The sequence below is a fragment of the Mucilaginibacter litoreus genome, from assembly GCF_042676805.1.
Lineage (GTDB): Bacteria > Bacteroidota > Bacteroidia > Sphingobacteriales > Sphingobacteriaceae > Mucilaginibacter > Mucilaginibacter litoreus.
Map to the genome: position 1 here is coordinate 65250 of NZ_JBHTHZ010000013.1, position 25912 is coordinate 91161.

28 protein-coding genes are annotated in these 25912 nt (G+C 43.8%); 23 read left to right on the forward strand and 5 right to left on the reverse strand.

Annotated elements, in window-relative coordinates; translation table 11 throughout:
• The first annotated feature begins 73 nt into the window (after positions 1 to 73).
• The 15 genes from ACFQZX_RS13755 (at position 74) to ACFQZX_RS13825 (ending at position 13063) form a co-directional block, all read left to right on the forward strand.
• On the forward strand, positions 74 to 1864 hold the full coding sequence (locus ACFQZX_RS13755; protein ID WP_377117074.1) for a cytochrome c oxidase subunit I: 1791 nt from the start codon (positions 74 to 76) through the stop codon (positions 1862 to 1864).
• 136 nt (positions 1865 to 2000) lie between these two features.
• Positions 2001 to 3062, forward strand: coding sequence for a COX15/CtaA family protein (locus tag ACFQZX_RS13760; RefSeq protein WP_377116286.1), 1062 nt, complete (start codon positions 2001 to 2003; stop codon positions 3060 to 3062).
• Complete coding sequence (gene cyoE / locus ACFQZX_RS13765; RefSeq protein ID WP_377116288.1) at positions 3059 to 3949, forward strand: heme o synthase; 891 nt, start codon at positions 3059 to 3061, stop codon at positions 3947 to 3949. Before ACFQZX_RS13760 ends, cyoE begins: the two co-directional genes overlap by 4 nt.
• Positions 3946 to 4530 (forward strand): cytochrome c oxidase subunit 3, encoded by a 585-nt coding sequence (locus tag ACFQZX_RS13770; protein ID WP_377116290.1) that lies wholly within the window; start codon positions 3946 to 3948, stop codon positions 4528 to 4530. Before cyoE ends, ACFQZX_RS13770 begins: the two co-directional genes overlap by 4 nt.
• 7 nt (positions 4531 to 4537) lie before the next feature.
• Positions 4538 to 5248, forward strand: coding sequence for a cytochrome c oxidase subunit 3 (locus tag ACFQZX_RS13775; RefSeq protein ID WP_377116292.1), 711 nt, complete (start codon positions 4538 to 4540; stop codon positions 5246 to 5248).
• 18 nt (positions 5249 to 5266) lie between these two features.
• Entirely contained in the window at positions 5267 to 5632 is a 366-nt protein-coding gene (locus tag ACFQZX_RS13780) for a cytochrome C oxidase subunit IV family protein (RefSeq protein WP_377116294.1), read from the forward strand.
• Between the two features lie 5 nt (positions 5633 to 5637).
• Positions 5638 to 6336 carry an SCO family protein gene (locus ACFQZX_RS13785; RefSeq protein WP_377116296.1) on the forward strand — a complete coding sequence of 233 codons (699 nt, stop codon included), beginning with the start codon at positions 5638 to 5640 and terminating at the stop codon, positions 6334 to 6336.
• Between the two features lie 99 nt (positions 6337 to 6435).
• Positions 6436 to 7011 (forward strand): DUF420 domain-containing protein, encoded by a 576-nt coding sequence (locus ACFQZX_RS13790; protein WP_377116298.1) that lies wholly within the window; start codon positions 6436 to 6438, stop codon positions 7009 to 7011.
• Between the two features lie 13 nt (positions 7012 to 7024).
• Positions 7025 to 7303 carry a hypothetical protein gene (locus ACFQZX_RS13795; protein ID WP_377116300.1) on the forward strand — a complete coding sequence of 93 codons (279 nt, stop codon included), beginning with the start codon at positions 7025 to 7027 and terminating at the stop codon, positions 7301 to 7303.
• Positions 7304 to 7334: 31 nt separating this feature from the next.
• Positions 7335 to 7997, forward strand: a complete 663-nt coding sequence (locus tag ACFQZX_RS13800; RefSeq protein ID WP_377116302.1) for a DUF2461 domain-containing protein — start codon at positions 7335 to 7337, stop codon at positions 7995 to 7997.
• A gap of 18 nt (positions 7998 to 8015) precedes the next feature.
• Positions 8016 to 8822, forward strand: a complete 807-nt coding sequence (locus ACFQZX_RS13805) for an OmpA family protein (RefSeq protein WP_377116304.1) — start codon at positions 8016 to 8018, stop codon at positions 8820 to 8822.
• Between the two features lie 108 nt (positions 8823 to 8930).
• A complete protein-coding gene (locus ACFQZX_RS13810) occupies positions 8931 to 10598 on the forward strand; it encodes a UxaA family hydrolase (protein WP_377116305.1) in 1668 nt (555 codons plus the stop codon).
• 7 nt (positions 10599 to 10605) lie between these two features.
• On the forward strand, positions 10606 to 11370 hold the full coding sequence (locus tag ACFQZX_RS13815; protein WP_377116307.1) for an SDR family NAD(P)-dependent oxidoreductase: 765 nt from the start codon (positions 10606 to 10608) through the stop codon (positions 11368 to 11370).
• A 12-nt stretch (positions 11371 to 11382) separates the two neighbouring features.
• Positions 11383 to 12240, forward strand: a complete 858-nt coding sequence (locus ACFQZX_RS13820) for a fumarylacetoacetate hydrolase family protein (RefSeq protein ID WP_377116309.1) — start codon at positions 11383 to 11385, stop codon at positions 12238 to 12240.
• Complete coding sequence (locus ACFQZX_RS13825) at positions 12227 to 13063, forward strand: amidohydrolase family protein (RefSeq protein WP_377116311.1); 837 nt, start codon at positions 12227 to 12229, stop codon at positions 13061 to 13063. Before ACFQZX_RS13820 ends, ACFQZX_RS13825 begins: the two co-directional genes overlap by 14 nt.
• Here the strand turns inward: ACFQZX_RS13825 and ACFQZX_RS13830 are convergent.
• A complete protein-coding gene (locus ACFQZX_RS13830; RefSeq protein WP_377116313.1) occupies positions 13035 to 14399 on the reverse strand; it encodes an APC family permease in 1365 nt (454 codons plus the stop codon). The two genes, ACFQZX_RS13825 and ACFQZX_RS13830, sit on opposite strands and share 29 nt — an antisense overlap.
• Before the next feature lie 289 nt (positions 14400 to 14688).
• Between ACFQZX_RS13830 and ACFQZX_RS13835 the strand changes: the two genes are divergently transcribed.
• The 3 genes from ACFQZX_RS13835 (at position 14689) to msrA (ending at position 17710) form a co-directional block, all read left to right on the forward strand.
• Positions 14689 to 16053 carry a hypothetical protein gene (locus ACFQZX_RS13835; protein WP_377116315.1) on the forward strand — a complete coding sequence of 455 codons (1365 nt, stop codon included), beginning with the start codon at positions 14689 to 14691 and terminating at the stop codon, positions 16051 to 16053.
• 249 nt (positions 16054 to 16302) lie between these two features.
• Complete coding sequence (locus tag ACFQZX_RS13840; protein ID WP_377116317.1) at positions 16303 to 16998, forward strand: adenylate/guanylate cyclase domain-containing protein; 696 nt, start codon at positions 16303 to 16305, stop codon at positions 16996 to 16998.
• A gap of 223 nt (positions 16999 to 17221) precedes the next feature.
• Positions 17222 to 17710, forward strand: coding sequence for a peptide-methionine (S)-S-oxide reductase MsrA (msrA, locus tag ACFQZX_RS13845; protein ID WP_377116319.1), 489 nt, complete (start codon positions 17222 to 17224; stop codon positions 17708 to 17710).
• 91 nt (positions 17711 to 17801) lie between these two features.
• On the opposite strand, the gene ACFQZX_RS13850 is transcribed toward msrA, so the two are convergent.
• Both ACFQZX_RS13850 and ACFQZX_RS13855 read right to left on the reverse strand, forming a co-directional pair.
• A complete protein-coding gene (locus tag ACFQZX_RS13850) occupies positions 17802 to 18965 on the reverse strand; it encodes a glycoside hydrolase family 43 protein (RefSeq protein WP_377116321.1) in 1164 nt (387 codons plus the stop codon).
• Between the two features lie 149 nt (positions 18966 to 19114).
• On the reverse strand, positions 19115 to 19372 hold the full coding sequence (locus ACFQZX_RS13855; protein ID WP_377116323.1) for a hypothetical protein: 258 nt from the start codon (positions 19370 to 19372) through the stop codon (positions 19115 to 19117).
• Positions 19373 to 19641: 269 nt separating this feature from the next.
• Here ACFQZX_RS13855 and ACFQZX_RS13860 point away from each other — a divergent pair, with 269 nt between their 5' ends.
• The 5 genes from ACFQZX_RS13860 to ACFQZX_RS13880 all read left to right on the forward strand — a co-directional run bounded on the left by ACFQZX_RS13860 (position 19642) and on the right by ACFQZX_RS13880 (position 23565).
• Entirely contained in the window at positions 19642 to 20145 is a 504-nt protein-coding gene (locus ACFQZX_RS13860) for a hypothetical protein (protein ID WP_377116325.1), read from the forward strand.
• A gap of 700 nt (positions 20146 to 20845) precedes the next feature.
• Entirely contained in the window at positions 20846 to 21187 is a 342-nt protein-coding gene (locus tag ACFQZX_RS13865; protein ID WP_377116327.1) for a DUF6249 domain-containing protein, read from the forward strand.
• A gap of 8 nt (positions 21188 to 21195) precedes the next feature.
• Positions 21196 to 21735, forward strand: a complete 540-nt coding sequence (locus ACFQZX_RS13870) for an RNA polymerase sigma factor (RefSeq protein WP_377116329.1) — start codon at positions 21196 to 21198, stop codon at positions 21733 to 21735.
• Positions 21728 to 22054 (forward strand): hypothetical protein, encoded by a 327-nt coding sequence (locus tag ACFQZX_RS13875; RefSeq protein WP_377116330.1) that lies wholly within the window; start codon positions 21728 to 21730, stop codon positions 22052 to 22054. Before ACFQZX_RS13870 ends, ACFQZX_RS13875 begins: the two co-directional genes overlap by 8 nt.
• Positions 22051 to 23565, forward strand: a complete 1515-nt coding sequence (locus ACFQZX_RS13880) for a TlpA family protein disulfide reductase (RefSeq protein WP_377116332.1) — start codon at positions 22051 to 22053, stop codon at positions 23563 to 23565. The genes ACFQZX_RS13875 and ACFQZX_RS13880 overlap by 4 nt, the downstream gene beginning before the upstream one ends.
• A gap of 253 nt (positions 23566 to 23818) precedes the next feature.
• Here ACFQZX_RS13880 and ACFQZX_RS13885 read toward each other — a convergent pair whose 3' ends face one another.
• Both ACFQZX_RS13885 and ACFQZX_RS13890 read right to left on the reverse strand, forming a co-directional pair.
• Positions 23819 to 24508, reverse strand: coding sequence for a response regulator transcription factor (locus tag ACFQZX_RS13885; protein ID WP_377116334.1), 690 nt, complete (start codon positions 24506 to 24508; stop codon positions 23819 to 23821).
• Positions 24483 to 25859, reverse strand: coding sequence for a sensor histidine kinase (locus ACFQZX_RS13890; protein ID WP_377116336.1), 1377 nt, complete (start codon positions 25857 to 25859; stop codon positions 24483 to 24485). The genes ACFQZX_RS13885 and ACFQZX_RS13890 overlap by 26 nt, the downstream gene beginning before the upstream one ends.
• Positions 25860 to 25912 lie beyond the last annotated feature (53 nt).

Genomic DNA, 25912 nt, shown 5'->3' on the forward strand with positions numbered 1-25912 from the left:
CGGAGTAGCACATCACGAAGGCGATCACGGACATCATCATAAAGAAACATTCATATCTAAATACATATTTAGTATGGATCATAAGATGATTGCAAAGCAATTCCTTATTACAGGGATTACTATGGCAGTTATCGCAATGATCCTGTCAATCCTATTCAGGATTCAGTTAGCCTATCCTGATAAAGCATTTCCTTTGCTGGAAACCTTATTAGGTCGTTTTGCGCCTGGTGGCCGGTTGGATTCAAACTTTTACCTTGCATTAGTTACCATACACGGTACCATTATGGTATTCTTTGTATTAACTGCAGGCCTTAGCGGTACATTCAGTAACCTGCTTATCCCATTGCAGGTTGGTGCACGTGATATGGCATCTCCTTTCATGAACATGTTATCTTACTGGTTCTTCTTTTTAGCCAGCGTTATCATGCTATCGTCATTCATGATTCAGAAAGGCCCTGCCAGCGGCGGCTGGACAATCTACCCACCACTATCGGCATTGCCTAAAGCTATGCCCGGATCAGGACTTGGAATGACGCTTTGGCTGATCAGTATGGTATTCTTTATCGCCTCATCACTAATGGGTGGTATCAACTATGTAAGTACCGTATTAAATATGCGTACAAAAGGGATGGATCTGTGGAAAATGCCATTAACTATCTGGGCGTTCTTCCTTACAGCTATTCTTGGTATATTATCATTCCCTGTACTTGTTGCAGGTGTGGTACTGTTGATATTTGACCGTAGCTTTGGTACCAGTTTCTACCTTTCAGAAATCGTACTGAACGGCTCACAGGTACAACCTTACGAAGGTGGTAGCCCTATCCTGTTCCAGCACTTGTTCTGGTTCCTGGGCCACCCCGAAGTATATATCGTAATTATGCCTGCGATGGGTATATCGTCAGAAGTAATGTCAGTAAACTCACGTAAACCTATATTTGGTTACCATGCGATGGTTTACTCACTGATAGGTATTACTGTATTGTCATTCATTGTTTGGGGTCACCACATGTTTGTAACCGGTATGAACCCATTCCTGGGTGGCGTATTCATGATCACTACCCTGATTATTGCAGTACCATCGGCAGTAAAAACATTCAACTGGCTGGCCACGCTATGGAGAGGAAATATTCGTTTCACCGCGGCAATGCTGTTTGCTGTTGGTATGGTGTCATTCTTTATTTCTGGTGGTTTGACAGGTATTTTCCTGGGTAACGCCGCTTTAGATATCAATTTGCACGATACTTACTTTGTGGTAGCTCACTTCCACCTGGTAATGGGTTCGGCAGCTATATTTGGTATGCTTGCAGGTGTGTATCACTGGTTCCCTAAAATGTTCGGCCGCATGATGAACGAGCGCTTAGGATACCTGCACTTCTGGTTAACTTTTATAGGTGCTTACCTGGTGTTCTTCCCAATGCACTTTATGGGCTTGGACGGGGTGCCACGTCGTTATTACGCATTCACCGAGTTTGAGTCGATGAAACAATGGTTATCAGTAAACACTTTTGTAACATGGGCCGCTATAATGGCTGCTGTTGCTCAGTGTGCATTCCTGTTTAACTTTTTTTACTCAATGTTTTTTGGTAAAAAGGCAACTCAGAACCCATGGGAGGCTAACACACTTGAGTGGACTGCTCCGGTTGAGCACATCCATGGTAACTGGCCGGGAGAGATACCTGCTGTATACCGCTGGCCATATGATTATAGCAAGCCTGGTGCAGATGAGGACTATATACCTCAAACCGTACCGCTTTCTCAAACTATGAGTTCTAACCTTCCGCATGATTTTGAAGACAACCCTACGGGTTTGGAAGAACATACCAAATGGATAAATACTCAAAAAAGTAACGAAGAGGTTAAGTAATAATATACTGATCTGATTTTTTAGGGTATCTGTTAAGTTGTAAGTCTTTAGTCTGGAGTTCTAAGTCAAATTAAGACTTTCGGCTCAGAACTTTAAACTTAAGGCTTCAAAACAGATACCCTGTTTTTTTAAATAAATGGCTGTTAAAACATCCGGAAATACATTCATTAAAGTAAATCTTATTGCCATTATCATGCTTTTATTAGTGATATTGGCAGGCGGGGTTGTGCGCAGTTCGGGCTCAGGTATGGGCTGCCCGGATTGGCCTAAATGTTTTGGGCGGTATATACCCCCTACAGACATTAGCCAGTTACCGGCAGATTACAAACAAACCTATGCCGATAAGCGCATGGCCAAAAACCAAAAATTTGCCAAAATGCTGGATGTTTTTGGTTACGGTGACTTGGCAAACCGTATCCGTAATGACAAATCAATATTAGTACCCGAAGAGTTCAATACCGCACGCACCTGGACAGAATATGTTAACCGCCTGGTGGGTGCTATCTCTGGTATATTTTTGTTGCTCTGCGCGGTTTACTCGTTCAAGTATCGCAAAACCAACAAGCTTATTGTTTTCCTGAGTGTTTTCAACCTGCTGCTGGTGTTTTTCCAGGCCTGGTTAGGGTCAATAGTGGTATCTACTAACCTGGTAGCGTGGATAGTAACCGTACACATGCTTTTGGCGCTGGCTATTCTTGCTATAAGCATATCTACTTATCATATGGCTAAAGTGCAGGGGCGTTATAAAGTTACTGTTAAGCCATTAGTTAGCATAGTTACTTTAGCAGCTATAGCATTAAGTGTTTTACAAATAACTTTCGGAACCGAGGTACGGGAAAAGGTTGATGCCGTTGCAACACATCTTGAAGGCAGTTACCGTGATAGCTGGGTAAGAAGAGCTGGCGAGATATTTAGTCAGCACAGGGACGTAGCATTGATAGTACTGGTATTAAATGTTATTTTGTATGCGCTGATACGTAAAAGCTTCAACAGGCACTCTATACAGCAGCAATTAATGAGTTTTACATTTCTAATGATAATGCTGCAGATAGTTACGGGTATTTTCCTGTCGTACTTTGCTTTGCCGCCGTTTGCACAGGCATCGCATATTGTATTGGCAAGCCTGATGTTTGGAGCGCAATTTTATTTATTGTTAAACCTGTTCAAATCAGGTAGTGTACAGGGGGCAGGCCAATGAAGTGGGGTGATTTTTCAAAGCTGATTAAATTGCGCCTAACCTTTTTGGTTACGTTCTCTGCATCGATATCTTTTATTATTGCTGTGAAAGCTAATGGAGGTAACACCTGGGGATCATTGTACAGCACTGTCATGTGGATCAACTGGTTTAAACTTGTTGTTGGCGGTTTCCTGGTTACATCAGCAGCCAACTGCTTCAACGAGGTGATAGAAGTTAAGCTTGATAAACTGATGAAACGCACCATGGACAGGCCAATGCCTGCAGGGCGAATGACAACCGGGCAAGGGCTTGTAATGGGTATGGGCATGGGCATTATTGGTACCTATCTGTTAGGATCGTTAAACCTGCTCACCGGTTTGCTTTCGGTATTTTCAATATTGTTATATGCGTTTGCTTATACGCCGCTTAAGCGCAAGTCGGCCATTGCGGTTTTTGTAGGTGCTATACCGGGTGCTTTACCGGCCCTGATAGGATACGTGGCAGGGCAGCCCCACGGCCGTATAGATGAGATTGCTTTGTTATTGTTCTCTATACAATTTATATGGCAGTTTGTACATTTCTGGGCTATAGCCTGGGTGCTGGATGACGATTACAAACTGGCAGGTTTTCGTTTGCTGCCTACTGGCGAGCGCGACAAAACCAGCGCAGTGGTTACTTTCATATTTGCCATTATAATGGTGCCGGTTAGTTTGTTACCAACTATTTATGGTTTTGGTGGTTACTACGTAGGCGGAGTGTCGCTGGTAATGAGTTTAATATTCTTATATCAGGCATTTAACCTGTTGCGCACCCTTGAAATTAAGGCAGCACGCACGTTAATGTTTGGTTCATTTTACTATCTGCCTGTGGTACAGTTAATGTTTTTGTTTGATTTTATCGGAAAATGATGATGGCTCAGTTACAACAAGAAGATAAGCTAAACCTGGCGCCCAAAAAATTTAACATGTGGATATTCATATTCACATCATTTATGTTTTTTGCGGCTTTAACCAGCGGTTTCATAGTTTACAGCGGTGGTACAAAACATGCGCTTAACATGAAAATGCCGCCGGTATTTTTATACAGCACTATTGTAATAGTACTAAGCAGTTTTACCATGTTTTTGGCATCACACGCCGCCAAAAGGCTACAGTTTGCTAAACAAAGGCTTTATTTATGGCTTACCATTGGCCTCGGGACAGCTTTTTTCGCCATACAGATTTATGCGTGGCTTATTTTGCTGCCTTCAATGGGTATTTATTTTAGCAATCCTAATGCTTCACAGTCATTTGTATATGTATTTATATGGATGCATTTATTACACATTTTAGCCGGCATACTGTTATTAGCCAATACGCTTATACGCAGCTATAAAAACGTACCGCAGGTTAAAAATTTATTCAGTATGCAGATGTCCTCAATATTTTGGCATTTTGTCGATATTATATGGATTTATCTGTATGTTTTTTTACTTTTGAACCAATATTAAAAACACAATGAGTGCACAAGTATCTTCTATTGATGAATTAAAAACTACGCCTTGGTCTGGCGGGAAATCGCCGTTTAATGTGGAGTATGGCAAAATGATGATGTGGTTTTTCCTGTTGTCAGATGCCTTTACCTTCTCATCATTGTTAATTGCCTACGGCGCGCTACGTTTCAGCTCAAACAGCTGGCCCGCAGCAGACCTGATATTTCAGTCGGTTCCAGGCATGATAGATCATGGTGCCCCACTGGTGTTTGTAGGTTTAATGACCTTTATCCTGATCATGAGCTCGGTAACAATGGTATTAGCCGTTGAAGCCGGTCACCGCATGGCACGTAAAGAAGTTGTTACCTGGATGATACTGACCATTATTGGTGGCTTTATGTTTTTAGGTTGCCAGGCTTTAGAGTGGAGCCACCTGCACCACGAAGGTTTTTGGTGGGGAAGCATTCCGCATGACCTGAAAGAATACTTCCGCGAAGGCGATGCGCTTTCTACAACTTATACCCAGCAGTTTGCTAACCTGTTCTTTACCATTACCGGTTTCCACGGTTTCCACGTATTCAGCGGGGTAGTAATTAACATCATCATCACCATTAATGTACTTGCCGGTACTTATGAAAAACGCGGCAGCTACTTAATGATTGAAAAAGTAGGCCTTTACTGGCACTTTGTAGATCTTGTTTGGGTATTCGTATTTACATTCTTTTATTTAGTTTAAAAATTTAACTGATATATCATGTCATCAGAAACAACAGAAGTTCACCACGAAGCGCATGGCGAGCATGAATCAATGACCCGCGGTAAAATATGGAAAGTATTTTTTGTACTGTTGGGTATAACCGTAGTTGAGTTTATTATAGCGTTGCTGCTAGTACCAAAAGGTATTGTTCCATTACATATAGCTAACCCTATTTATATCGTACTGACACTGGCAAAAGCATTTTACATAGTGGCCTACTTTATGCACTTGAAATTTGAACGTATAGGCCTGATGCTTTCCCTGATCGTACCTGTATTGTTCATCATTGGTTTGATTTTGGTGCTTACTAACGAAAGCCATTATTGGATTGACCTGAGAGGAACCATTTCAGGGCACAAATAAGGATAATGCGTAAAGCTTCCATTCTGAAAAAGATACTGATCCTGGTAGCCATATTAGCGCTACCGGGATTTTTATATTATTTACTTACCGCAAAGGGAAAAAATCGTTACAAACCACTGGCGTTTTATGGCCCAAAGGTAGTGGCTAAAACCGGGCATAAGTTTCATGGTGAGTACATACCAGATACTATCTATCATAAGCTGAGTGACTTTAAGCTTACCGACCAGAATGGTAAAGAAGTATCGTTTAAGAACTTTGATAAAAAGATTTTTATAGCCAACTTTTTTTATACTAACTGCCCTACAGTTTGCAATACGGTAAATAAGAATTTAAGCGAGCTTGTGTATGCCTACCGCAAAAACCCGATGGTACACTTTATATCCATTACTGTTGACCCGGAGCACGATACGCCCGATGCACTTAAAGCTTACGGAAAAAAATTTGAGTCGGTGAACAAATGGCAGTTTCTCACCGGCGATACCAGTACCATTTATGGGCTTGCGCGAAAAGGGTTTTTAGTTAACGCGCTTAAACGGGGTGATAACGATTTTATATACGACGACCGGTTAATATTGATCGATGCTGAAAAGCGGATCAGAGGATATTATTCAGGTACCTCCACAACAGATGTAGCCCGGCTGAATGATGAAATAAAAGTGCAAATAGCCGAAGAACTGCGTAAGGTGGATAAAGCTTTGTATTAGAAGCAAGAATTTAGAATCAAGAGACAAGACATCTTTTGATCAACATAAATAAAAGAATCTTGACTCATGGCGTCCTGATTCCTGACTCTCTTAAAAAAAATGACTGATAAATTTATATTCCGATTTGTTGCCGGTATCACCATATTTGTGATAGCCGTGGTGATTGTACTTAACCGCCATTTGATACCCGGCCCGGCTACGCCGCCTGCGTTTACACCATATCTGCCATTACTTAACGCTATTTTGAATGGCACATGCAGCGTGCTGCTTTTAGTATCATTATACTTTATTAAAAATGGCAATATTGCAATGCATAAGCGCATCAATATTTTAACCTTCTGCTTATCATCGCTGTTTTTGGTGTCTTACATTTTGTTTCATTATCTGATGCGTAATGATACCCTTTATGGGGATGCCAATGCGGATGGCATACTTTCATCTGATGAAAAAACTTTGGCCGGTGGATTACGTACGCTGTATCTGACGATATTAATACCTCATATTATACTTGCTGCCGGTGTGTTACCGTTAATATTACTGAGCTTTTACCGCGGATTACAAATGCAGGTAGAAAAGCATAAGAAATTAGTAAGATGGACGTTTCCTTTATGGTTATTCGTTACAGTATCGGGCGTTGTTGTATATTTGATGATAAAACCATATTACCACTTCTAAATAAAAAGGCACCATGAAAAAGCAATTAAGGTTTTTGTTTTTCTTTTTAGCATTAGGCCTAACTATCACTACTGTAGTGCCGGCTAAAGCACAGTGCGCTATGTGTACTGCCACTGTTGAGAGTAACTCTGAAAGTGGTGCAAGCGCAACCAACGGTTTAAATAATGGCATAATGTATCTCCTGGCTGCGCCTTACCTTGCTGTGGCAGTTTTAGGTTTTATCTGGTACAAAAAATATCGCCGTAAAAATGTTGAACTGAATATGCGCCAGGAAAAGCTTAATTTGAATTAATTGGCTTAAGGGGCATACTAAAGTATAAATAATGATAAACCCCCAAACCTTTATCTTCCTAAAGGAACTTGTTGAAAATAATAACCGCGACTGGTTTCAGCTGAATAAAGAACGGTACGACGAAGCTCGCGAAAATGTAATTGATTTTACTGCAGCTGTTATCAGCAGGCTGCAAAAGATAGACCCAACTATCAGCCCTGATCTGGAAGCCAAAAAATGTGTAATGCGCATTTATCGGGACATCCGGTTCAGCAAGAATAAGCTTCCTTATAAAAACAATTTTGGGGTAAGCTTCCCAACTCAGGGCAGCAAATTGGGCGGTGTTGAATATTACTTACATATACAGCCGGGACAATCATTCATAGCCGGGGGTTATTGGATGCCCGAGGCAGAACACCTGAAAGCCATAAGGCAGGAGATAGACTATAATGCCGATGATCTTAAAAAGATAATTGATGATAAGGAGTTTATTGAACTTTTTGGTGAATTCAGGAAACAGGATCAATTAAAAACTACACCTAAAGGCTATGATGCCGATAACGAGAATATCGACCTGATCAAGCTCAAAAGCTTTATTGCCTGGCACCCTCTTAAAGATAAAGAGCTGACAAGCGCATCTGCTGCTGATGAAATAGCCCGCGTTTGCAGTAAATTATACCCGATGAATGTATTTCTTAAAAATGCATTAGCCTGAACATAACCCCAAGTAACTATGAAGATCAAACATCTATTATTTGCATTTTTATTGCTGTCCGCTTTGCAATCGTGCGTTGTTATGTCGCCTAAAAAACATAAGGCATTACTTGCCGAGCGCGACTCGCTGGCCGCACGTACTACAACTCTTGAAGAGCAGGTAGCTAAACTGATGGCCGATACCTCACGTATAGGGCAGGAACTGGCTCAATTGAAAAAAAATTATGCATCTCTTAACAGCAACTATAGCGCAAGCTCATCGAAGGTTACGCAGTTATCTGCCGACCTGCAAAAACGCGAAGCCCGTTTAAAAGAAGTGGAAGAGATTTTGCGTAAGCGCGATGAAGCTACAAACGCGTTGAAGGATAAACTGCAGAAAGCGCTGCTTGGCTTTCAGCAAAGTGGCTTAACGGTTGATATCCGCAATGGTAAAGTTTATGTTTCGCTTACCGATAAGCTGCTTTTCCCATCCGGAAGCATTGTAATTGATGATAAAGGTAAACAAGCGCTTAAGCAATTGGCCGCAGTGTTAAATAAAGAACCGGATATTAACATAGCAGTTGAAGGCCATACGGATGATAAGAAAATAAAAAACCTTGGCCAGATAAAAGATAACTGGGACCTAAGCGTATTGCGTGCCACATCTGTTACCCGATATCTGACCGAAACAGAAAACATCGACCCGCATCGCCTTACAGCAACAGGTAGGGGAGAGTTTCAACCAATTGATACAGCAGAAACACCGGAGGCGCTTTCAAAGAACCGCCGCATTGAGATTGTACTGTCGCCAAAGCTCGACGAGCTTTATAACCTGATCAGTAAATAAAAGAAAGTCCCTCCCCAAAAAGAGGGACTTTTTTTGTTATCAGTAGTTAACTAAATGATAGCTTAGCTATATTCGTATCTCTTATAAAACCTGTTAAGCGCACATTATATGCCCACAAGCATCAAGCATACTTATTTGCAAATTCATCCCCGGGATAATGTTTTGGTCGCCTTGACAGATTTGCCCTTGGGCACGCAGATTAACTTTCAGCAAGATACTTTTTCGCTTACTTCCAATGTAGCCGCCAAACACAAGTTTACTATTAATGCCATGCAGCCGGGCGACGCGATTTATATGTACGGTGTATTGGTAGGCAAGCTAAGTAAACCGGTAGCACAAGGAGAGGCCATTACAACCGGCAACATTGTGCATGCTGCTGATGATTTTGCTTTAGGCAACCGTAAAACGGAATGGCAGGTTCCTGCGGTTGCTGCTGATTACAGGGATAAAACATTTATGGGCTTTCACAGGGCGGATGGCTCGGTAGGTACTGCTAACTACTGGTTGGTTATACCGCTGGTGTTTTGCGAAAACCGGAATATCAATATTCTTAAAGAAGCTTTAACTGCAAAACTTGGCTTTAGCAAACCTCGTGGTTATGAAAGCGAGGTGGATAGTTTAGTGCAAATGTACCATGATGGCAGGTCGACGCAGGAAATACTAAATGCTGACCTCCAACTGTCGCCCGAACAGGCAACCACTAAAAAGCTTTTTGAAAACATCGACGGAATCAAATTTCTGACACATGATATGGGCTGCGGAGGCACCCGTACCGACAGCGAAGCCCTGTGCGGCTTGTTAGCAGGGTACATTACTCATCCCAACGTGGCTGGCGCAACTGTATTAAGCTTAGGGTGCCAGCATGCGCAAGCCGCCATTTTGATGGACGAGATCAAAAAGCGCGACAGCAATTTCAGCAAGCCAATAATCATGCTGGAGCAACAGCAACTGGGCACTGAAAGTAACTTGCTGCACGAGGCGCTTAAACAAACCTTTGCAGGGTTAATGGAAGCAAACAGGCAAACGCGCCGGCCAGCGCCATTGTCAAAGCTGTGCATAGGGTTGGAGTGTGGCGGCTCTGATGGTTTTTCGGGTATATCGGCTAACCCAACATTGGGCTTTCTTTCTGATATCCTGGTAAGCCTGGGCGGAAGTATTATCCTGTCAGAGTTTCCGGAACTTTGCGGGGTAGAGCAGGAACTGAGCGACCGCTGTATTACCGAAGATGAAGCAATAAGGTTTATTCAATTGATGCGCAACTATAACGCCCGCGCCGAGGCCGATGGTTCAGGCTTTTATGCCAACCCCTCGCCGGGGAATATTCGGGACGGATTGATTACCGATGCTATTAAATCTGCCGGTGCCGCTAAAAAAGCAGGGACATCCCCGGTGGCCGCAGTGCTGGATTATCCGGAAAAGGTTACTAAGCCCGGTTTAAATTTATTATGTACCCCAGGCAGCGATGTGGAAAGCACCACGGCAGAAGTTGGCTCTGGTGCAAACATAGTTTTGTTTACCACAGGCTTAGGTACGCCAACCGGGAACCCCATAGCTCCCGTTATCAAAGTAGCTACCAATACAGCGGTTTACAAGCGCATGCCGGACATCATCGATATTAACTGCGGTACCATTATAGAGGGACAGGAAACTATTGAAGAAGCAGCTATACGCATGTTGGATTATGTGATCGATGTAGCCAGCGGCTTAACACAACCTAAGGCAGTTAAATTAGGTCAGGACGATTTTATACCCTGGAAGCGGGGAGTATCATTATAAACCCATTATGTTTAGTTTACAAAATAAGCAGGCCGTAATTACAGGTGGCGGAAGCGGCATAGGCAAAGCCATTGCGCAATTGTTTGCCAAACAGGGCGCAACGGTTCATATCATCGAACTGAACGCTGATGCCGGAAAAGAGGTCGCTGATGAAATAACCGGCTCGGGCGGTAAAGCGTTTGTCCATGCTGCCGATATCAGTAACCAGCAGCATGTAGCCGAAGCTTTTGCCGGCATAGGAGCTATAGATATCCTTATAAATAATGCCGGCATAGCCCACGTAGGTAACCTGGAAAATACCACCGGGCAGGACTTAGACCGCATTTACAGTGTAAACGTTAAAGGTGCTTATAACGCACTCTACGCCGCGGTGCCAATAATGAAGGCAAACGGTGGCGGCGTTATTGTAAATATGGCCTCTATAGCAGCTAACGTAGGGATTACTGATAGATTTGCTTACTCTATGAGTAAAGGGGCCATACTGGCCATGAGCATGTCTGTAGCACGCGATTATTTGCAGCATAATATCCGTTGTAATACCATTTCGCCGGCAAGGATACATACGCCGTTTGTGGATGGCTTTATCGCTAAAAATTATGCCGGGCGTGAGGAAGAGATATTTGATAAGTTATCTGAAAGTCAACCCATAGGTCGCATGGGCAAGCCTGAAGAAGTGGCAAGTTTGGCGCTTTATCTATGCTCTGATGAAGCTGCTTTTATTACCGGCTGCGATTACCTGATAGATGGCGGCTTCGTTAAAATAAACAACTAATACTACCAATAAATGAAACTGATAAGATACGGTGTACCTGGCAAAGAGAAAACCGGAGTAATCATTAACGATATCAAGTATGATACTTCTGCCTTTGGTGAAGATTATAATGAACTGTTTTTTGAAAATGATGGGTTAAATCGCTTGCAGCAATTTTTAAAAGACAATGCAGATAACCTGCCTGAGGTTAGTGACAATGAGCGCCTGGGAAGCCCGGTAGCAAGGCCCTCGAAAATAGTTTGTATCGGGCTGAACTATAAAGACCATGCCGAAGAAACAAACGCGCCGTTACCAAAAGAACCTATCATTTTTTTTAAATCAACCACCTCTCTCGTAGGTCCCAACGACAATATTATCATACCCAAAAACTCTGTAAAAACCGATTGGGAAGTAGAGTTGGCTATCGTAATAGGCAAAAAGGCTTCTTATGTGGATGAGGCTGACGCCATGGGTTACGTAGCAGGCTATTGCCTGCACAACGATGTATCTGAACGCGAGTTTCAACTGGAACGTAACGGTACATGGGATAAGGGCAAAGGCTGTGACACATTCGCGCCAGTTGGCCCATTTTTAGCGACATCTGATGAGCTTAGTGATGTGCACAACCTGCGCTTATGGTTAACGGTGAACGGCGAGACCATGCAGGATGGGACTACGGCAAATTTAATATTCGATGTTCCTTATCTGGTATCATATATCAGCCAGTTCATGACGTTGTTGCCCGGAGATATCATATCTACAGGTACACCGGCAGGGGTGGGCCTGGGGATGAAGCCGCCTGTATACCTAAAACCCGGGGATGTAGTTGAGCTGGGTATCGACGGATTGGGTACCGCACGCCAGGTGGTTGAAGCCTATGTTAAAAATTGACAGTCATCAGCATTTTTGGGTGTATGAACAACAGCGTCATGGCTGGATAATTGACAGCATGCAGGTGCTTCGTCGCGACCACCTGCCTGCTGATGTGGAGCCTTACTTACAGCAATATGGCATCTCGGGATGTGTAGCTGTGCAGGCAGACCAAACACCTGCAGAAAATGATTTTTTAATTAATCTGGCAAAAGAGAATAGCTTTATTAAAGGCGTTGTAGGTTGGGTTAATTTTACGGCTGATGATATTAAAGATCAGTTAGCGTGTCATAGCACATTGCCGCTGATAAAGGGCTTCAGGCACATACTACAATCCGAACCGGATGAGCGGTATATGCTCAATGAAAAGTTCATGAAAGGGATTGCGCTGCTTGATAAATATGGCTTTAGTTACGATATATTGGTTTTTCCCCGTCATCTGAAAACCGCGCGGCAATTTGTTTCCGCACACCCTGATCAGCGCTTTGTGATAGACCACATTGCGAAACCTGATATTAAAGCAAAAATAATTAACGGCTGGAAAGAAGATATACAGGCGCTCGCGACATTTAAGAACGTCCACTGCAAAGTATCAGGAATGGTAACCGAGGCCGACTGGCATAATCATCGGCCGGTAGATTTTAAACCTTATTTGGAGGTAATATTCAATGCTTTTGGAGCCGATCGCGTAATGTTCGGGTCCGACTGGCCGGTATGTAACGTGGCAGGTGGTTATAGTGCTGTGCTTACAGTTATAAATGGTTATATAAATACCCTTACTGCAAATGAGCAGGAACTATTCTGGGCCAAAAATGCTATTGATTTTTATCGGTTGAAGATATAGCCTTTTTATAAGGCCATTCTCTTTTTACACCTGCTTTTATAAAGTATACGATGATCCCTAAAAGTATAGCAGCTAATCCGCCCAATACCATGTGGAAACCCGTAGAGACCAATATACCTATCCAGATGGCTATCGCCACAAATATGGGTAAGGGAAACAACGGCATCTTATAGGGGAACTGTGTATCGCTTTTCCGCATTCGCAAAAGGAACAAACCAAAAGCCTGGGAAATAAACTGTATAAGTATGCGCATGGCCAATATGGCGCTGATAACATCGCTAAGTTTGAACAACAGGCTGAACACAAAGGCTATACCACCTAAAACCAACAGCGATATGTGCGGAAAATGTTTTGTAGGGTGCAGGCGTGCAAATACTTTGAAAAAAGCGCCATCGGCGGCGGCGGCATAGGGTATGCGGCTGTACCCCAATGTTGCCGAGAATACAGATGAAAAGGCAACCAGCAATATCAGGCAGGTTACAACTTTTGCAGCGGTTGTCCCTGCCAGTGTTTCCATAAAGTCACTGATAACAAACTGGCTGTCCTTTGCCTGCTGCCAGGGTATCACGCTAACCACGCTAACGTTCATCAGCATATATAGTAAGGCAATTCCTGCGATAGATAAAAACATGCTTTTCGGGATATTTTTTGATGGATTTACAATTTCGCCACCCAAATGGCAAACATTGTAATATCCCAGGTAGCTGTAAACACTTTTTACACTGGCAAAGCCAAGAGCTGTTACAAACGCATAGTTAATATCCAGGCCATCATTGATATGTTTTACAGGCGAAAGGAAGTTACCATGGACCAGTCCGCCGCCGATGATCCAGAGTATGGTTATCAAAACGCCTATCCATAATATGGTACTTATCTTCCCTATCGATTCGATTTTGCGATACAATAGAATAACAATGCATATTACCACCCCACCACTTACTGCTTTAGAAGCAATGGCTGATAAGGGCAATAGATATGATAAATATGAAGCAAACCCTATAGCGGCAGAAGCTATAACGAGCGGTGCCTGTATCATGGTTTGCCACACAAACAGAAAGCTCATCAGCTTACCGGCCTTATTTTTACCGTAAGTTTCTTTTAAAAAATTGTATGATCCACCAGCCATCGGAAAGGCAGCGCCCAATTCGCTCCAAACCATGGCATCTATAAAAGAAAGAATTGCGCCGGCCAGCCAGGCATATAAAAACCAGGGGCCGTTCATCATGTGGATAACCATTGGCAGGGTGATAAAAGGCCCAATGCCAACCATATCTGTCATGTTAATTGCAGTGGCTTGTGTGAGGCCAAGTCGTCGGGCCAAAGAATTGTCAGCCATGCATGCTTAAAATAAGTGGATCAATAAATCAGTTAATAAACACAAAAATAGCTTTACGAAGCTGTTAGTGAAATTAATTAGGTCAGGCTTTTGTAATGAGTTTAACCGGTACATTTTAACATTAGTCGATACTAAATGCGCTTGTTTGTTTCAAATTTCCTTTCTTTGCCGTATTAAGTGTAAAAAGGCGGTATCGTTAACATAAATTAACATTTTAAATCTGTTACTTTTGATAAATAACGTACATATTTAAGCCGCTAAAAGCTATTACTGTTTTACTGTACCGGATATGAAAAAAATATCGACCCACGCTAATTTATTGCTTCTGTTGGTTATTGCGCTTGCGTCATCATCATGTTTTAAAAATAATAATACTAAACCGTCATCTCCGGAGCTGCTAACCACTGATGTTGTGGTTGACGCTTCATCTAAAAGTATCTGGACAGGCGGTACTATAACTAACGACGCCGTGAGTTTTTCTATGTATGGTGTTTGTTATAGTACAACTAACTCGCAACCTACAATTAACGACAGCAAGACCAAAGAAAAGGTTATATATAATACCTGGAATTCGCACATCCAAAACCTTACACCTAATACTACCTATTATATAAGGGCATATGCTACCAATACAGCAGGTACGGGATATGGTAACGTGATACAGATAAAAACCGGTAATGATATAACACCAACTTATGGTACGGTAACAACATTTGCAGGTTCAACAGCCGGGTATGCAGAAGGAACAGGAATTACAGCAATGTTTAATCATCCATCTGCAGTAGCTACAGATGCAGCCGGAAATGTTTACGTTGCCGATGCGTATAATTCAGTTATCAGGAAAATTACTCCTGATGGTGTAACCAGTACAATAGCAGGTAATGGTACATTAGGATATGCTGATGGCCCCGCAGTATCTGCACAATTTTATGTGCCCTCTGGTTTGGCAATAGATGCAGCAGGAAACATCTTTGTAGTAGATATGGGCAATAATATTATCAGGAAAATATCTGCAACTGGTGTAGTAAGCACTCTTGCCGGTAATGGCTCTGCAGGGTTTTCTAATGGCAAAGGTAATGCTGCTTCGTTTTCTTCACCTACAGGTATAGTACTTGCTGCCGACGGAAGCTTGTATGTTACAGATACCGGTAATAGTGTAGTAAGAATGGTTACACAAGACGGCGTGGTGACTACAGTAGCAGGCAGCAGGACTGTAGGGTACATAAATGGTTTAGGTACAGCAGCCAGTTTAAACAAGCCTACTGGTATTGCTTTGGATGCCACCGGTAATATATATGTTACAGAGCCAGGTAGTAATGCTATCAGAAAGATTAACAAAGGTGATTACCGGGTAACTACCTTTACAGGTGGCCTCGACTCATTATCCTTAGCATTAGGAAAGCCGCAAAGCATCAACATAGATGGTAATAATAATATGTATATAGGTGATAGCAATGGGCGTATACTGGAAATAAAGTTAGCTGGCGGTAATGTATTATCAACCTTTGCCGGAAAAAGCGGCGAAAGCGGCTCGGCCGATGGCAATGGTACAATAGCCAGGTTTAATGACCCACGCGGAATTGCCACTGATGTTAACGGTAACGTTTATATAGCCGATTACAATAATCACCGGATAAGAAAAATAAAAGAATAAAGAGGCTTAAAAAATAAAATGAGCGCTAAAAAATCGCTTATAATAAAACGTTTTTATTATCTACCTAAATAAATACAAGAAAAAGGGCTGCCTCATAAGAATGAGACAGCCCTTTTTATAATACTTACAATTGTCATCAACGTATCTATTTACTGTCAGCGTTTTATCAGGACATCAATTTTCTGAATTTTATTTAAAATGTTTTAAAGAGCTTTGCGTCTACCTAAGTATAACAACTCAGCAAAGCTTATGAAAAACGAATACTTATCACTCAATACTGCCTGTCAGGCTTATATACAGACTGAACCGGATGTAGAGCACGAACTGGCAATCTTATTTCTTGATATACGCAACTTTACCGGATTGATGGAAGCACAGCCCGGCCAAACGGTTATCCATATTGTACGCCGCCTTTTTACCGCTTTTAACCAAATCGTGAAAAACTTTAAAGGGAGGGTTATTGAAATAGCAGGCGATAATTTATACGCGGTTTTTGGTTTGCAAACCAGTTTAAGCGAGGCCGCAAACAATGCTTATCAGGCTGCTAAAACCATGTTTCAGACAGTGACGCTTTTTAACGAAGCCTATGCAGAATCATACAACGGCGGCCCGCTTGAAATTGGTGTTGGTATGCATGCCGGTAAAGTATTTGTAGGTGAGTTTGGGCTTAATGGCAATAAACAATTATCTGTTATGGGATTGCCAGTAAACATAGCAGCAAGGCTTCAGGCAAAAACTAAAGAGTTGGATAACGATATGCTGATATCTGAAGAAGCTTATAGTTTACTTGATACTGTGGGTGATTCGTGGGGTAGTCAAACTGTTACACTGCAGGGTATTTCCCATGGGCAGCAGGTGCGCCTGGCCGGAAAGCCTTATGTGAACAGCCTTTATCTTAACACCGGCGCGCCAGAGCTGGATTATCTGTTAGCTATTTCAGGTTGAGTTGATCAAGGAAAGCTGAGTATTGTATCGAAATTCCAATTTAAATCCGCAATTAAGGCAAAGATACGTATACAACAAGCTTTAAGACATTATTTAAGGTTCGTATTCTCCTGCTCGTTCCTTAACAAATGCACTTTTGTCAGTTAAAAATGTGCATAAGCGTCAAAATCAGCGGTTAATGTTTTCTGGCATAACTGTTGACATTTACCAATTAAAATAATTTATGAATACTGAAAAAGCAATATTAGCCGGCGGTTGTTTTTGGGGCGTTGAAGAGTTGATTAGAAACCTGCCGGGCGTTGTTTCTACTATAGTAGGATATACAGGAGGTGATGTGCCTAATGCTACTTATCGTAATCATGGCACACATGCAGAGGGTATCAGCATTACTTTTGATCCTTCCGTACTATCATACCGCAAGCTGTTGGAATATTTCTTTCAGATACATAACCCAACAACCCGCAACAGGCAGGGCAATGATATAGGTACATCTTATCGTTCGGCCATTTTTTACCTGGACGAATCTCAGCGCGATATCGCCAATGCTTTAATAGCTGAAATGGAAAACTCTGGTAAATGGCCCGGTAAAATTGTGACCGAAGTTGTGCCAGCTGGAGATTTTTGGGATGCCGAAGAAGAGCACCAGGATTACCTGCAAAAGCACCCTTTTGGTTACACCTGCCACTACGAACGCCCCGAGTGGAAATTGTAACGATATAAGGTCAATTGGATAGCTAATAAAACATGGCCGTCAATATTTTGACAGCCATGTTTTGTTATAAGGCGTTATAGCTGATTAAAGGTCACAACGACCATTTATCATACCATTTGATGATCATCTTATCGCCTTCAAAAGTTATGGGTAACCAAAGGTAACGCCCGTCTATGGCATTTTTAGGGGTCCATTTATCGGCCATAAATATAAAAGTGTCCTTTTTGCCCGCAACCGGTAAAACATGGGTGCTTTGCCCGCCGAAGGTTATGTTGGCTTTGTCGCCAACGCAGGGGTTGCCATGATAGGTCCATGGTCCCCATATTGATGGTGCCGAGAACCAGCGTGCCGGATTTGGAGCCCAGCCTGTAGTCCCCGAACCAATCATGTAATAAATACCGTTACGTTTAAATATTGCCGGCGCTTCTGTAGCCTCGTTAGGGTATACGCGAACAAATTTGCCGGTATGGGCGGTATAATCTTCAGTCAGTTCGGCAATGTGCAAGGTGGCGTTTTCTTCTGAAGAAAAGATATGATAAGCCTTGCCGTCATCATCAACAAATACGGTCATATCCCGGGCCATTTGTCCGCCGGGCAGATCGCGGCAAAAAAAAGTTTCACTTTCGTTCTTGGTGTTGTTGCAATCGAGTTGCTCGCTTACCGGTGTACCTGCCGGATAAAATGGCATCTTGCCTGCATTTGGCCTGTAGCTTCTGATAAAGCGGAACGGACCTGTAGGTTTATCGCTAATGGCAACACCGGTACGCGCGGCTTTGTAGCCCTGATTATTTAGTTCCAGGTGAAACCACATTACATATTTATGGGATTTTGCGTTATAAATTACTTTTGGTCGTTCCAGGATACAACCCTTCGTAATATCGCTGGTGGTATCTGATGATACAGGCAGGGCGATGCCCTCATCTTTCCAGTTATATAGATCCCGGGAGGAGTAGCAGTGTACACCAACCATGGCCCTGTTACCTGCCCCGCCTTCTATTTTATGCTCGCCATACCAGTAGTACTTACCTTTTTGATAAAGTATGCCGCCGCCATGCGCATTGATATGTATGCCATTGTTGTCTTTCCAGATAGCGCCGGGCTCAAAGGCGGTTAGTTTAACGGTCTTGGTTTTTCCGCTGTCAGCACTTAAGGTTAAATGGCCGGAATAGTTAATAGCGGCGGTAGCATTAACAATTTTACAAGCAAATAAAACAGATACTGTTAAAGCGAAAGAGATACTACGTTTAAAGCTCATCAGATGTTTTACAAAGCGGAAAGATAAGTAATTACTGTTTAACTGACAGTATTATAATAAACTCCAATGTGCAAAACTCCTGACATTAATATTCCGCTTGGTAAAGGCAGCAATTAAATTGGATTGCGCTTTAGTTGGGTGAGTGTATGTTATAAATCACTATCACTTCGCTCTTTGATGATCAGTTTATCAACGGTTAGTTTTCCCACATGCAGGTCGCGTATTACGGCCCGTTTAATAACAATTTTTCCTATTGCTATTGCACCTATCGCAATTGCGCCAAAAGCTACTGCTCCTATGGCTAAAGCACCTAAAGCAGATGCTCCTACTGCTGCTGCGCCTACTACCATGGCTCCATCTGCACGCGCACCGGTTACTTCACCAGCTGTACTTTTTAAAAATTTCATAATGGTATGTTGGATGATATGGAAGAAAGTAAAAGCTATTATAAATATAACCAGCCATTATTTATTTTGTTGTGAAAAATAATCATCCCAATGCATAAAGTTGGTAGTACAAACAACTTAATTCTTTTCCTGCTATGTAAGTCCGACGTGGAATGACATGAAAATTGGCTAAAGCATTTATCAAACATTTTATTAATCAAATTCTTATATACTAATAACTTTAAAGCTAACCACTGCAAGTGGAGTATATTGATGTAAGAGCTGATTATATGAAAAAAATAACCTTGTTTGCCGGAACGCTGATCACTCTTTTTTCATTTTTACGTTACGATACTGCTCTTGGCCAGGATGCGCCGATCATGGCCCTTGATCCTACGCTTATGGCAGGCTGGTCTGGAAACCTTGCGTATGGTAACACATTGAGCGGTAATAAAAGCGCTGCTATGAAGCTAAGCTTTCCATACAGTTCAACACTTGCGTTAAGGAAATCAGTAGTAGCTGGCTTTACCAAACGCCTGCAAAGCCAAAGCCCAAGCGGTGCTCAGGCTATCGCGGCTGCTTTCGGGCCGGGTAAGGCGGATTATGAAACAATCTATGCGCAAATGCTTAAAACGTCCGCTTTGCATAATAACGACGCGGCGGATGCGTTGACCGGCTTGATCCTGGTTGGCTACCAAATCGCCAATAATGTTCCAGATGAACAAGTTACCGCAAAGATGGAACGTGCCGCCAGAGCACAGATAGCCGGGATATTAGCGAAGATGGCAAACTGAATTCTTCCGCTACTAGGGCCAGGACGGCTGAGGAACTGAAGTTACAGACGGTTATCCTGGCCTTAGGCTTGCAGGAGTCATTAAGAAACAACACAGTAAGCGCCTATCGCGAAAATATCGCTGCTATGTTTCAACGCAGTTATCACTTAAACTTACACGAATTAAAACTTACCAATAATGGACTTGTAAAAAAATAGATATCTGCTCCTTGAACATTGCTTTTGATACCCGTTTTATCGACGACTACAAAGCGGAGGGCTTATTCACGCTGGTCTTCTTCATGGGTAGTTATACATTCGCATCGCACTTTCCTATCTCGGGTCACTGGCTATGGTAGTTAAGGAATTATTAAGGCGATAAATTCAAATCCTAAAAAAATAGTGGCTCCAAGTTCCTATCATTCACCAAAATTTTAAACTTGTTGTATAATAACCAGTTAGCCGCATTCAGCGAAGCAATCATGCTGTTAACTACCCCTCTTTGCGTGTGCAATAGTCATTAATAACTCATTTTACGGTTGCCGGCCTTATGCCCTTCCTCGCCTGGGCATCCCGCCGATCAAAGCGGGAAGCAGACAATGTATTAACAAAAGCGGTCAGGATCGCTGATCTTCCGTATTGCTCTCTGTAGGAATGAATTGAAAGTATTTGTAACCTTTCTTTCATGATCCTTATCCAATAGGCAGAAAGCATTTAAAGACATGGAAAATATACAAATCTTCGGCCTGCTGGCGCTGGCCTGCTGCTTCTTTATCTTCATGGCCTGGTATTTTTCGCACAAGGCCCGCCACAGGGAAAGGCTGCTGATGATAGGAAAAGGTATGGATCCTGACGCAAACGCACGGGGCGGCACGGGTACGCAGAAAGCCTTGCTCAAGCTCGGTATTGTGGTGATCGGATTAAGTATAGGTATCGCGATCATCGGCATCCTGGTGCAGCTTAATGCGCTGGGCCGTTCGGGAGCAATTCCGACGAGTATCTTGGGGCTGTGCGGTGGCGCAGGCCTTATCGTTGCTAATCGTTTGACGCAAAAGAAGAACTAAGCAGGCTGATGGATGAGGAGTACATAGCCAGGGTATTAGCGGGCGACACGGATGCCTTCAGGTATTTTTTGCGGGCATACCAGGATATGGCTTTCTCGCTGGCCATGTCCGTACTTAAAGATGAATTTGCGGCGCAAGAAGCGGTACAGGATGCTTTCCTGAAAGCTTTTGATGGCTTGCCGGGGTTTTCCAGACAATCTGCCTTTAAAACATGGTTTTACAGGATCGTATTGAACGAGGCCTTTCTACGCCGCAAAAAACAGCAAAAGGATTTTTTAGAGTTTCGGGAAGAGTATGATGCGGATTATGCTGATGAAGCCTTGCTGGGCCAGAAAGGTGCTGAGGAAAAAACCTGGCTGGTTAACGAAGCTTTAAAGCGTTTGCCCGACCGTGAAGCGGTGGTATTGCGGCTATTTTACCTGGAAGATGAATCGATCAGGGGTACCAGCGAGATTACGGGCTGGAGTGAAGCGAATGTTAAAGTGATACTGCACCGGGCGCGTAAAAGCATGTTGGCAGTGATAAATAAACTGATGAAATATGAATGAACAAGAGTTTAAACAACTGATGGCTCTGAGCCGGCTGAAGCAGCCTTTTAATGATTTTGAAGAGCGCATGATGCTACGTTTGGAGCAGGAAAACTGTGCTAAAGCGTCGGCGGAACGCTATCGCAAAATAGCCTGGTTATTCTTTATACTGGGCGCTATAATGGGTGGCTGCGCAACCGTAGTTATAACGATGCTGCCGGGCATAAACGGTGAGTTAGTAGTGCTGGGCTGCCGGATGCTCTATGTCATCCTAATGTTGGCGGCGCTTAATTATTTATTATCCGGTTCGCGGTGGCGAATCCTTAAATCTTCCCTATGAAAAAGTTCCTAATAATATTTTTATGTCTGAGCGGGCAAAAAGTGTTCTCGCAGCAGTTGATCCTTCATGGCACGACAAAACCGGGTACCACTGTCGAGGTTAATGAGACCTACGACGGAAACTACTGGAAGAAGAGTACGGTATCACTAAGGGCAGATGCGGCCGGTCAATTCAAAAAGACATACAGCGGTTCATTACCGAAATGGCTGTGGATTGGTGATGAGGCGAACCGCAAATGCGTGTTGCTTAGTCCCGAACGACCGCTAACGATAAGGATCGGAAACAACAGCTTATCGTTTAGCGGCCCTGCAGGTAAAGAGAACTCCCTGATCGCGCGACTGGGTTTAGAGAGCGTACAAAACTTATCCTTTGTTAAAGAATTGAGCAATAAGCCTTCTTATGCGAATGCGGCGGTAGATTCGGTGATCCGTTTTAAACTGCCGCTGATAATGAGGTCTTTGGACTCAGCGAGGCAGGTGGTCCGTCGTGCCGGCCTGCCGGGGAACGTGGCGCAAAGCATCTTGTCAGAACTTACTTATCATTACGCTTGCGGAATGACGGGTGACCTGGTTTACTGGCTGAACCAAGGTAAAAACCGTAAGGATTTCCATCTTCATTTTATTGATACCCTACAGGCACATTTCCCGGTGCCGTCTGCTGCTGAGCTGGCCGTAAGTCCTGCGGCAAATCTTTACCTGGAAAGGTTATTTAGGCTTAGGATGTGGAAGCTGCTTTATGTGTATCAAAGTGATACCGATAAAGCGAATGCAGACAGCGTGTTTGTAAGATTGACCGGACTGCACTTTGCAAATTTGCGAAAAGAAGTAACGGACAGGGGAAATGAGATGCTGGTTTTTAAACCTCGGCTAAAAGCGCTGCTGCCCGTTTATGCCTGGGAAAAATTACTGAACAATGCTTTGTATAATTGCTGCATGTCAGGCCGGTTGCAGGACGGTGGCTGGCTGCTGCAGTTCATTCAGCGGAATACCACGGATACGCGGTTGGTTCAGCAAGCGATAGGTATATATGCACCATTAAAAAAGGCGCGGGATAAATATGCGGCTAACCTGAACATTAAGATACGCCCGGATTACAAAGAACTTAATACTGTTGAGGCGTTACTGACGCCGTATAAAGGCAAAGTGATATTTATAGATATGTGGGGTACCTGGTGCCCGCATTGTATAGAAGATATGGCTTATGAGCCTGCGCTGAAAAAGCGGCTGGAAGGGAAAGACGTAGTTTTCCTGTATGTCGCCCAGGATGAGGACCGCGATGACGAGAAATGGCGGGATTTTATTTTCGTGAACAACGTTGTAGGTGAGCATGTGCGCAAAAGCGCTACGGATATCGGTATGCTATGGAATGCGCTTGGCATCCCGGAAAAGGACTGGGCCTATCCGCATTACCTGATTGCTGACCGGTCGGGAAAGATTGTGATAAAGACGGCGGAGCGTCCAGGCGATGGGGATGCGTTATATCAGCAATTAATGGAAGTGCTGAAAAAATAGATTTTGAAAACTGGTATAATTAAGGGATTGTTCAAACTTGTTTTCGAACAGTAGGATATTCATCCTGGAATTTGTACAGTAGGTTTGTCGCTCAAAGGCCGCTTGGGGTAAAGTAAAAGCTGTCGTTATGAGGGTTCGCAATTTGAGGCCTGCCATGATCTTTTCATGGTCCAGTGTTGAAATAACTGATCAAGGTTTAAACAACTATTGCAAAACATCTATTACAAACAGCTCAAACAATTGGTAAAGTAAATTATACGTTTGTTTCAATCCGTAGAATAAATCCGCTGCTGCGTATAACCTCCACCCTGATGTTCGGATCCTGGTCCAGATGTTTGCGAAGTCGGCGCACAAATACGTCGAGGCTCCGGCCGTTAAAAAAGTCGGCGCTGCCCCAAACGGTTTCCAAAATGGTTTTGCGCTGCACCAGGCGCCCGGCAGACTGGCAGAGTATCTCCAAAAGGTCGGCTTCTTTCTGCGTTAACTGCTGCCGCTGTCCTTTGCGGGTCAGCTGCAGTTGGGCGGGTTCAAACCGGTAGCTACCAATCCGGAAAATGTCGGGCTGGGTTATCTGCCCAGCACAGCGTCGCAGGATATTGCTTATACGAAGTACGAGCTCATCGGCATCAAAGGGTTTGACAAGGTAGTCGTCCGCACCCAGGCTTAGGCCCCGCAGTACGTCCTCCTGCTGCCGCCTGGCGGTCAGGAAAAGAAACGGTATCGACGCGTATTGCTGCCGAAGCCTACCAGCCAGAACAAAGCCGTCGCTGCCGGGCAGCATTACGTCCAGTATAACGATATCGAATGACTGCGTGCTTAACTGTATAAGCGCAGCCTCGCCGTTTACCGCCAGCGTTACTGTAAAGCCTTTCACCCTCAGGTACTGGCTGAGCAAGCTGCCCAGGTCGGGGTCATCTTCAACGAGCAGTACGTATTTCTTCATAGGGTAAGTGGATGATAAACTGGTTGCCACCTTCCGGGAGTTCCCGATAACTCATGTCGCCGCCAAGCCTGCGGGCATTCCGACGGCAGATATATAGTCCAAGGCCCAGCCCTTTCACATTGTGCGCATCAGGCTGCGGAACACGAAAGAATTTATTGAACAGGTAAGGCCGGTAAGTATAAGGAATTGCCGGTCCCTGGTCACTGATGCTGATTTCCATGTTTTTATTTGTTTCAACAATGCTGACGGAAATATCGCCAGATGTGTACTTGATGGCGTTATCCAGCAGATTGATGAGTATTCCGGTCAGCAGGTCTGCATTTGTAAGGATGGTACGGTCAGGGTTGCCATTAATGGATAAGTCCCTGCCTGAGCGAGCTGCCATATCACTGAGATCTGAAAACAGGACCACCATAGAGAGGGGCTGCCATTGTAGTGTTTCCGTGGGTTGCTCCAGGCTGCTGAAGACGCTATCGAGCAGGCGCTGCAGGCGTTCCAGTTGTTTATCAAGTTGGTTGAGCAACTCGGTAGTCCATTGCGCGTCCTGTTTGGCCTCGGTGGTGCGGAGCGACTTGACTACAATGCCTGCGGCGCTAAGCGGTGTCCGCAATTCATGGGTCATATTATTAGCGAAATCAGTGGTGATATCGGCTATCTTCTTTTGGCGTAAAATAGCAGTAAAGGCGGCTAAGAAAAGCGTTAGTACAGCCAGAATTAGTGCGGCTGTAGCTGCTAAGGTGAACAGCATACGGTGATAGATAGCCGCTTGCCAGTTTGGCGCAATGATCCGGCCGGATGTCCAGACGGCAAGCCGGTAAAAGCGGGCCTTTCCGGATGGGCCAGTTACCGGGAACCCGACTTGTTGCTGGCTTTGCCCGGTTTGGAAAGCCTTGCTGCCGTCAGCAAAGCAGGCGCTGGTTAACCGGAGGGGTGTTGCTTTATAACTTAGCAGGGAATCTGCCTCCTTGCCGCTGTAAAGAATGACCCGGTCATACGTCAGTGTGTAGCAGGTACCAGAGAGCAGGCTGTCTTGTTGTAAGCTTTTGTTGAGCGCCGCACGTTCCGCCTTAAAATTATGGTCAAAGCTGCTTTGAAGATTGCCGGTGTTTGGACGAAAGCCTTTGCCAAGCGCCAGTTTAACATCGCTTATCAGCAGTTGCATGGCCCTGCGGTTGAGCGTGTCGGTAGCTTGCTGCGCCTTGGAGGCGAGCGCTTCATCCAGTTCACGCAAAAATGCCGCCTTCTCCAAACGGTAGGTGTTTCGGAGCAGGCGGTACTGCAAGAAGCAGAGCGCTGCAAATATGATCAGGCTTCCTATGGTCAAAAGAAAAAATTTCCGGCGGAATGGCATAACCAAAGATACACGGATCCGAAGAGCTTTGGTGATGGTCAGGAAGCCTTTAA

Bases quoted from the DNA above. Each gene is read 5' to 3' on its own strand.
- ACFQZX_RS13805 (WP_377116304.1), top strand. From the start codon at position 8,016: ATGAAGATCAAACATCTATTATTTGCATTTTTATTGCTGTCCGCTTTG.
- ACFQZX_RS13800 (WP_377116302.1), top strand. From the start codon at position 7,335: ATGATAAACCCCCAAACCTTTATCTTCCTAAAGGAACTTGTTGAAAAT.
- ACFQZX_RS13885 (WP_377116334.1), bottom strand. From the start codon at position 24,508: ATGAAGAAATACGTACTGCTCGTTGAAGATGACCCCGACCTGGGCAGC.
- msrA (WP_377116319.1), top strand. From the start codon at position 17,222: ATGAATACTGAAAAAGCAATATTAGCCGGCGGTTGTTTTTGGGGCGTT.
- ACFQZX_RS13865 (WP_377116327.1), top strand. From the start codon at position 20,846: ATGGAAAATATACAAATCTTCGGCCTGCTGGCGCTGGCCTGCTGCTTC.
- ACFQZX_RS13840 (WP_377116317.1), top strand. From the start codon at position 16,303: ATGAAAAACGAATACTTATCACTCAATACTGCCTGTCAGGCTTATATA.
- ACFQZX_RS13760 (WP_377116286.1), top strand. From the start codon at position 2,001: ATGGCTGTTAAAACATCCGGAAATACATTCATTAAAGTAAATCTTATT.
- ACFQZX_RS13855 (WP_377116323.1), bottom strand. From the start codon at position 19,372: ATGAAATTTTTAAAAAGTACAGCTGGTGAAGTAACCGGTGCGCGTGCA.
- ACFQZX_RS13870 (WP_377116329.1), top strand. From the start codon at position 21,196: ATGGATGAGGAGTACATAGCCAGGGTATTAGCGGGCGACACGGATGCC.
- cyoE (WP_377116288.1), top strand. From the start codon at position 3,059: ATGAAGTGGGGTGATTTTTCAAAGCTGATTAAATTGCGCCTAACCTTT.
- ACFQZX_RS13810 (WP_377116305.1), top strand. From the start codon at position 8,931: ATGCCCACAAGCATCAAGCATACTTATTTGCAAATTCATCCCCGGGAT.
- ACFQZX_RS13785 (WP_377116296.1), top strand. From the start codon at position 5,638: ATGCGTAAAGCTTCCATTCTGAAAAAGATACTGATCCTGGTAGCCATA.
- ACFQZX_RS13770 (WP_377116290.1), top strand. From the start codon at position 3,946: ATGATGATGGCTCAGTTACAACAAGAAGATAAGCTAAACCTGGCGCCC.
- ACFQZX_RS13890 (WP_377116336.1), bottom strand. From the start codon at position 25,859: ATGCCATTCCGCCGGAAATTTTTTCTTTTGACCATAGGAAGCCTGATC.
- ACFQZX_RS13880 (WP_377116332.1), top strand. From the start codon at position 22,051: ATGAAAAAGTTCCTAATAATATTTTTATGTCTGAGCGGGCAAAAAGTG.
- ACFQZX_RS13875 (WP_377116330.1), top strand. From the start codon at position 21,728: ATGAATGAACAAGAGTTTAAACAACTGATGGCTCTGAGCCGGCTGAAG.
- ACFQZX_RS13830 (WP_377116313.1), bottom strand. From the start codon at position 14,399: ATGGCTGACAATTCTTTGGCCCGACGACTTGGCCTCACACAAGCCACT.
- ACFQZX_RS13825 (WP_377116311.1), top strand. From the start codon at position 12,227: ATGTTAAAAATTGACAGTCATCAGCATTTTTGGGTGTATGAACAACAG.
- ACFQZX_RS13795 (WP_377116300.1), top strand. From the start codon at position 7,025: ATGAAAAAGCAATTAAGGTTTTTGTTTTTCTTTTTAGCATTAGGCCTA.
- ACFQZX_RS13835 (WP_377116315.1), top strand. From the start codon at position 14,689: ATGAAAAAAATATCGACCCACGCTAATTTATTGCTTCTGTTGGTTATT.
- ACFQZX_RS13860 (WP_377116325.1), top strand. From the start codon at position 19,642: ATGAAAAAAATAACCTTGTTTGCCGGAACGCTGATCACTCTTTTTTCA.
- ACFQZX_RS13850 (WP_377116321.1), bottom strand. From the start codon at position 18,965: ATGAGCTTTAAACGTAGTATCTCTTTCGCTTTAACAGTATCTGTTTTA.
- ACFQZX_RS13790 (WP_377116298.1), top strand. From the start codon at position 6,436: ATGACTGATAAATTTATATTCCGATTTGTTGCCGGTATCACCATATTT.
- ACFQZX_RS13755 (WP_377117074.1), top strand. From the start codon at position 74: ATGGATCATAAGATGATTGCAAAGCAATTCCTTATTACAGGGATTACT.
- ACFQZX_RS13820 (WP_377116309.1), top strand. From the start codon at position 11,383: ATGAAACTGATAAGATACGGTGTACCTGGCAAAGAGAAAACCGGAGTA.
- ACFQZX_RS13815 (WP_377116307.1), top strand. From the start codon at position 10,606: ATGTTTAGTTTACAAAATAAGCAGGCCGTAATTACAGGTGGCGGAAGC.
- ACFQZX_RS13775 (WP_377116292.1), top strand. From the start codon at position 4,538: ATGAGTGCACAAGTATCTTCTATTGATGAATTAAAAACTACGCCTTGG.
- ACFQZX_RS13780 (WP_377116294.1), top strand. From the start codon at position 5,267: ATGTCATCAGAAACAACAGAAGTTCACCACGAAGCGCATGGCGAGCAT.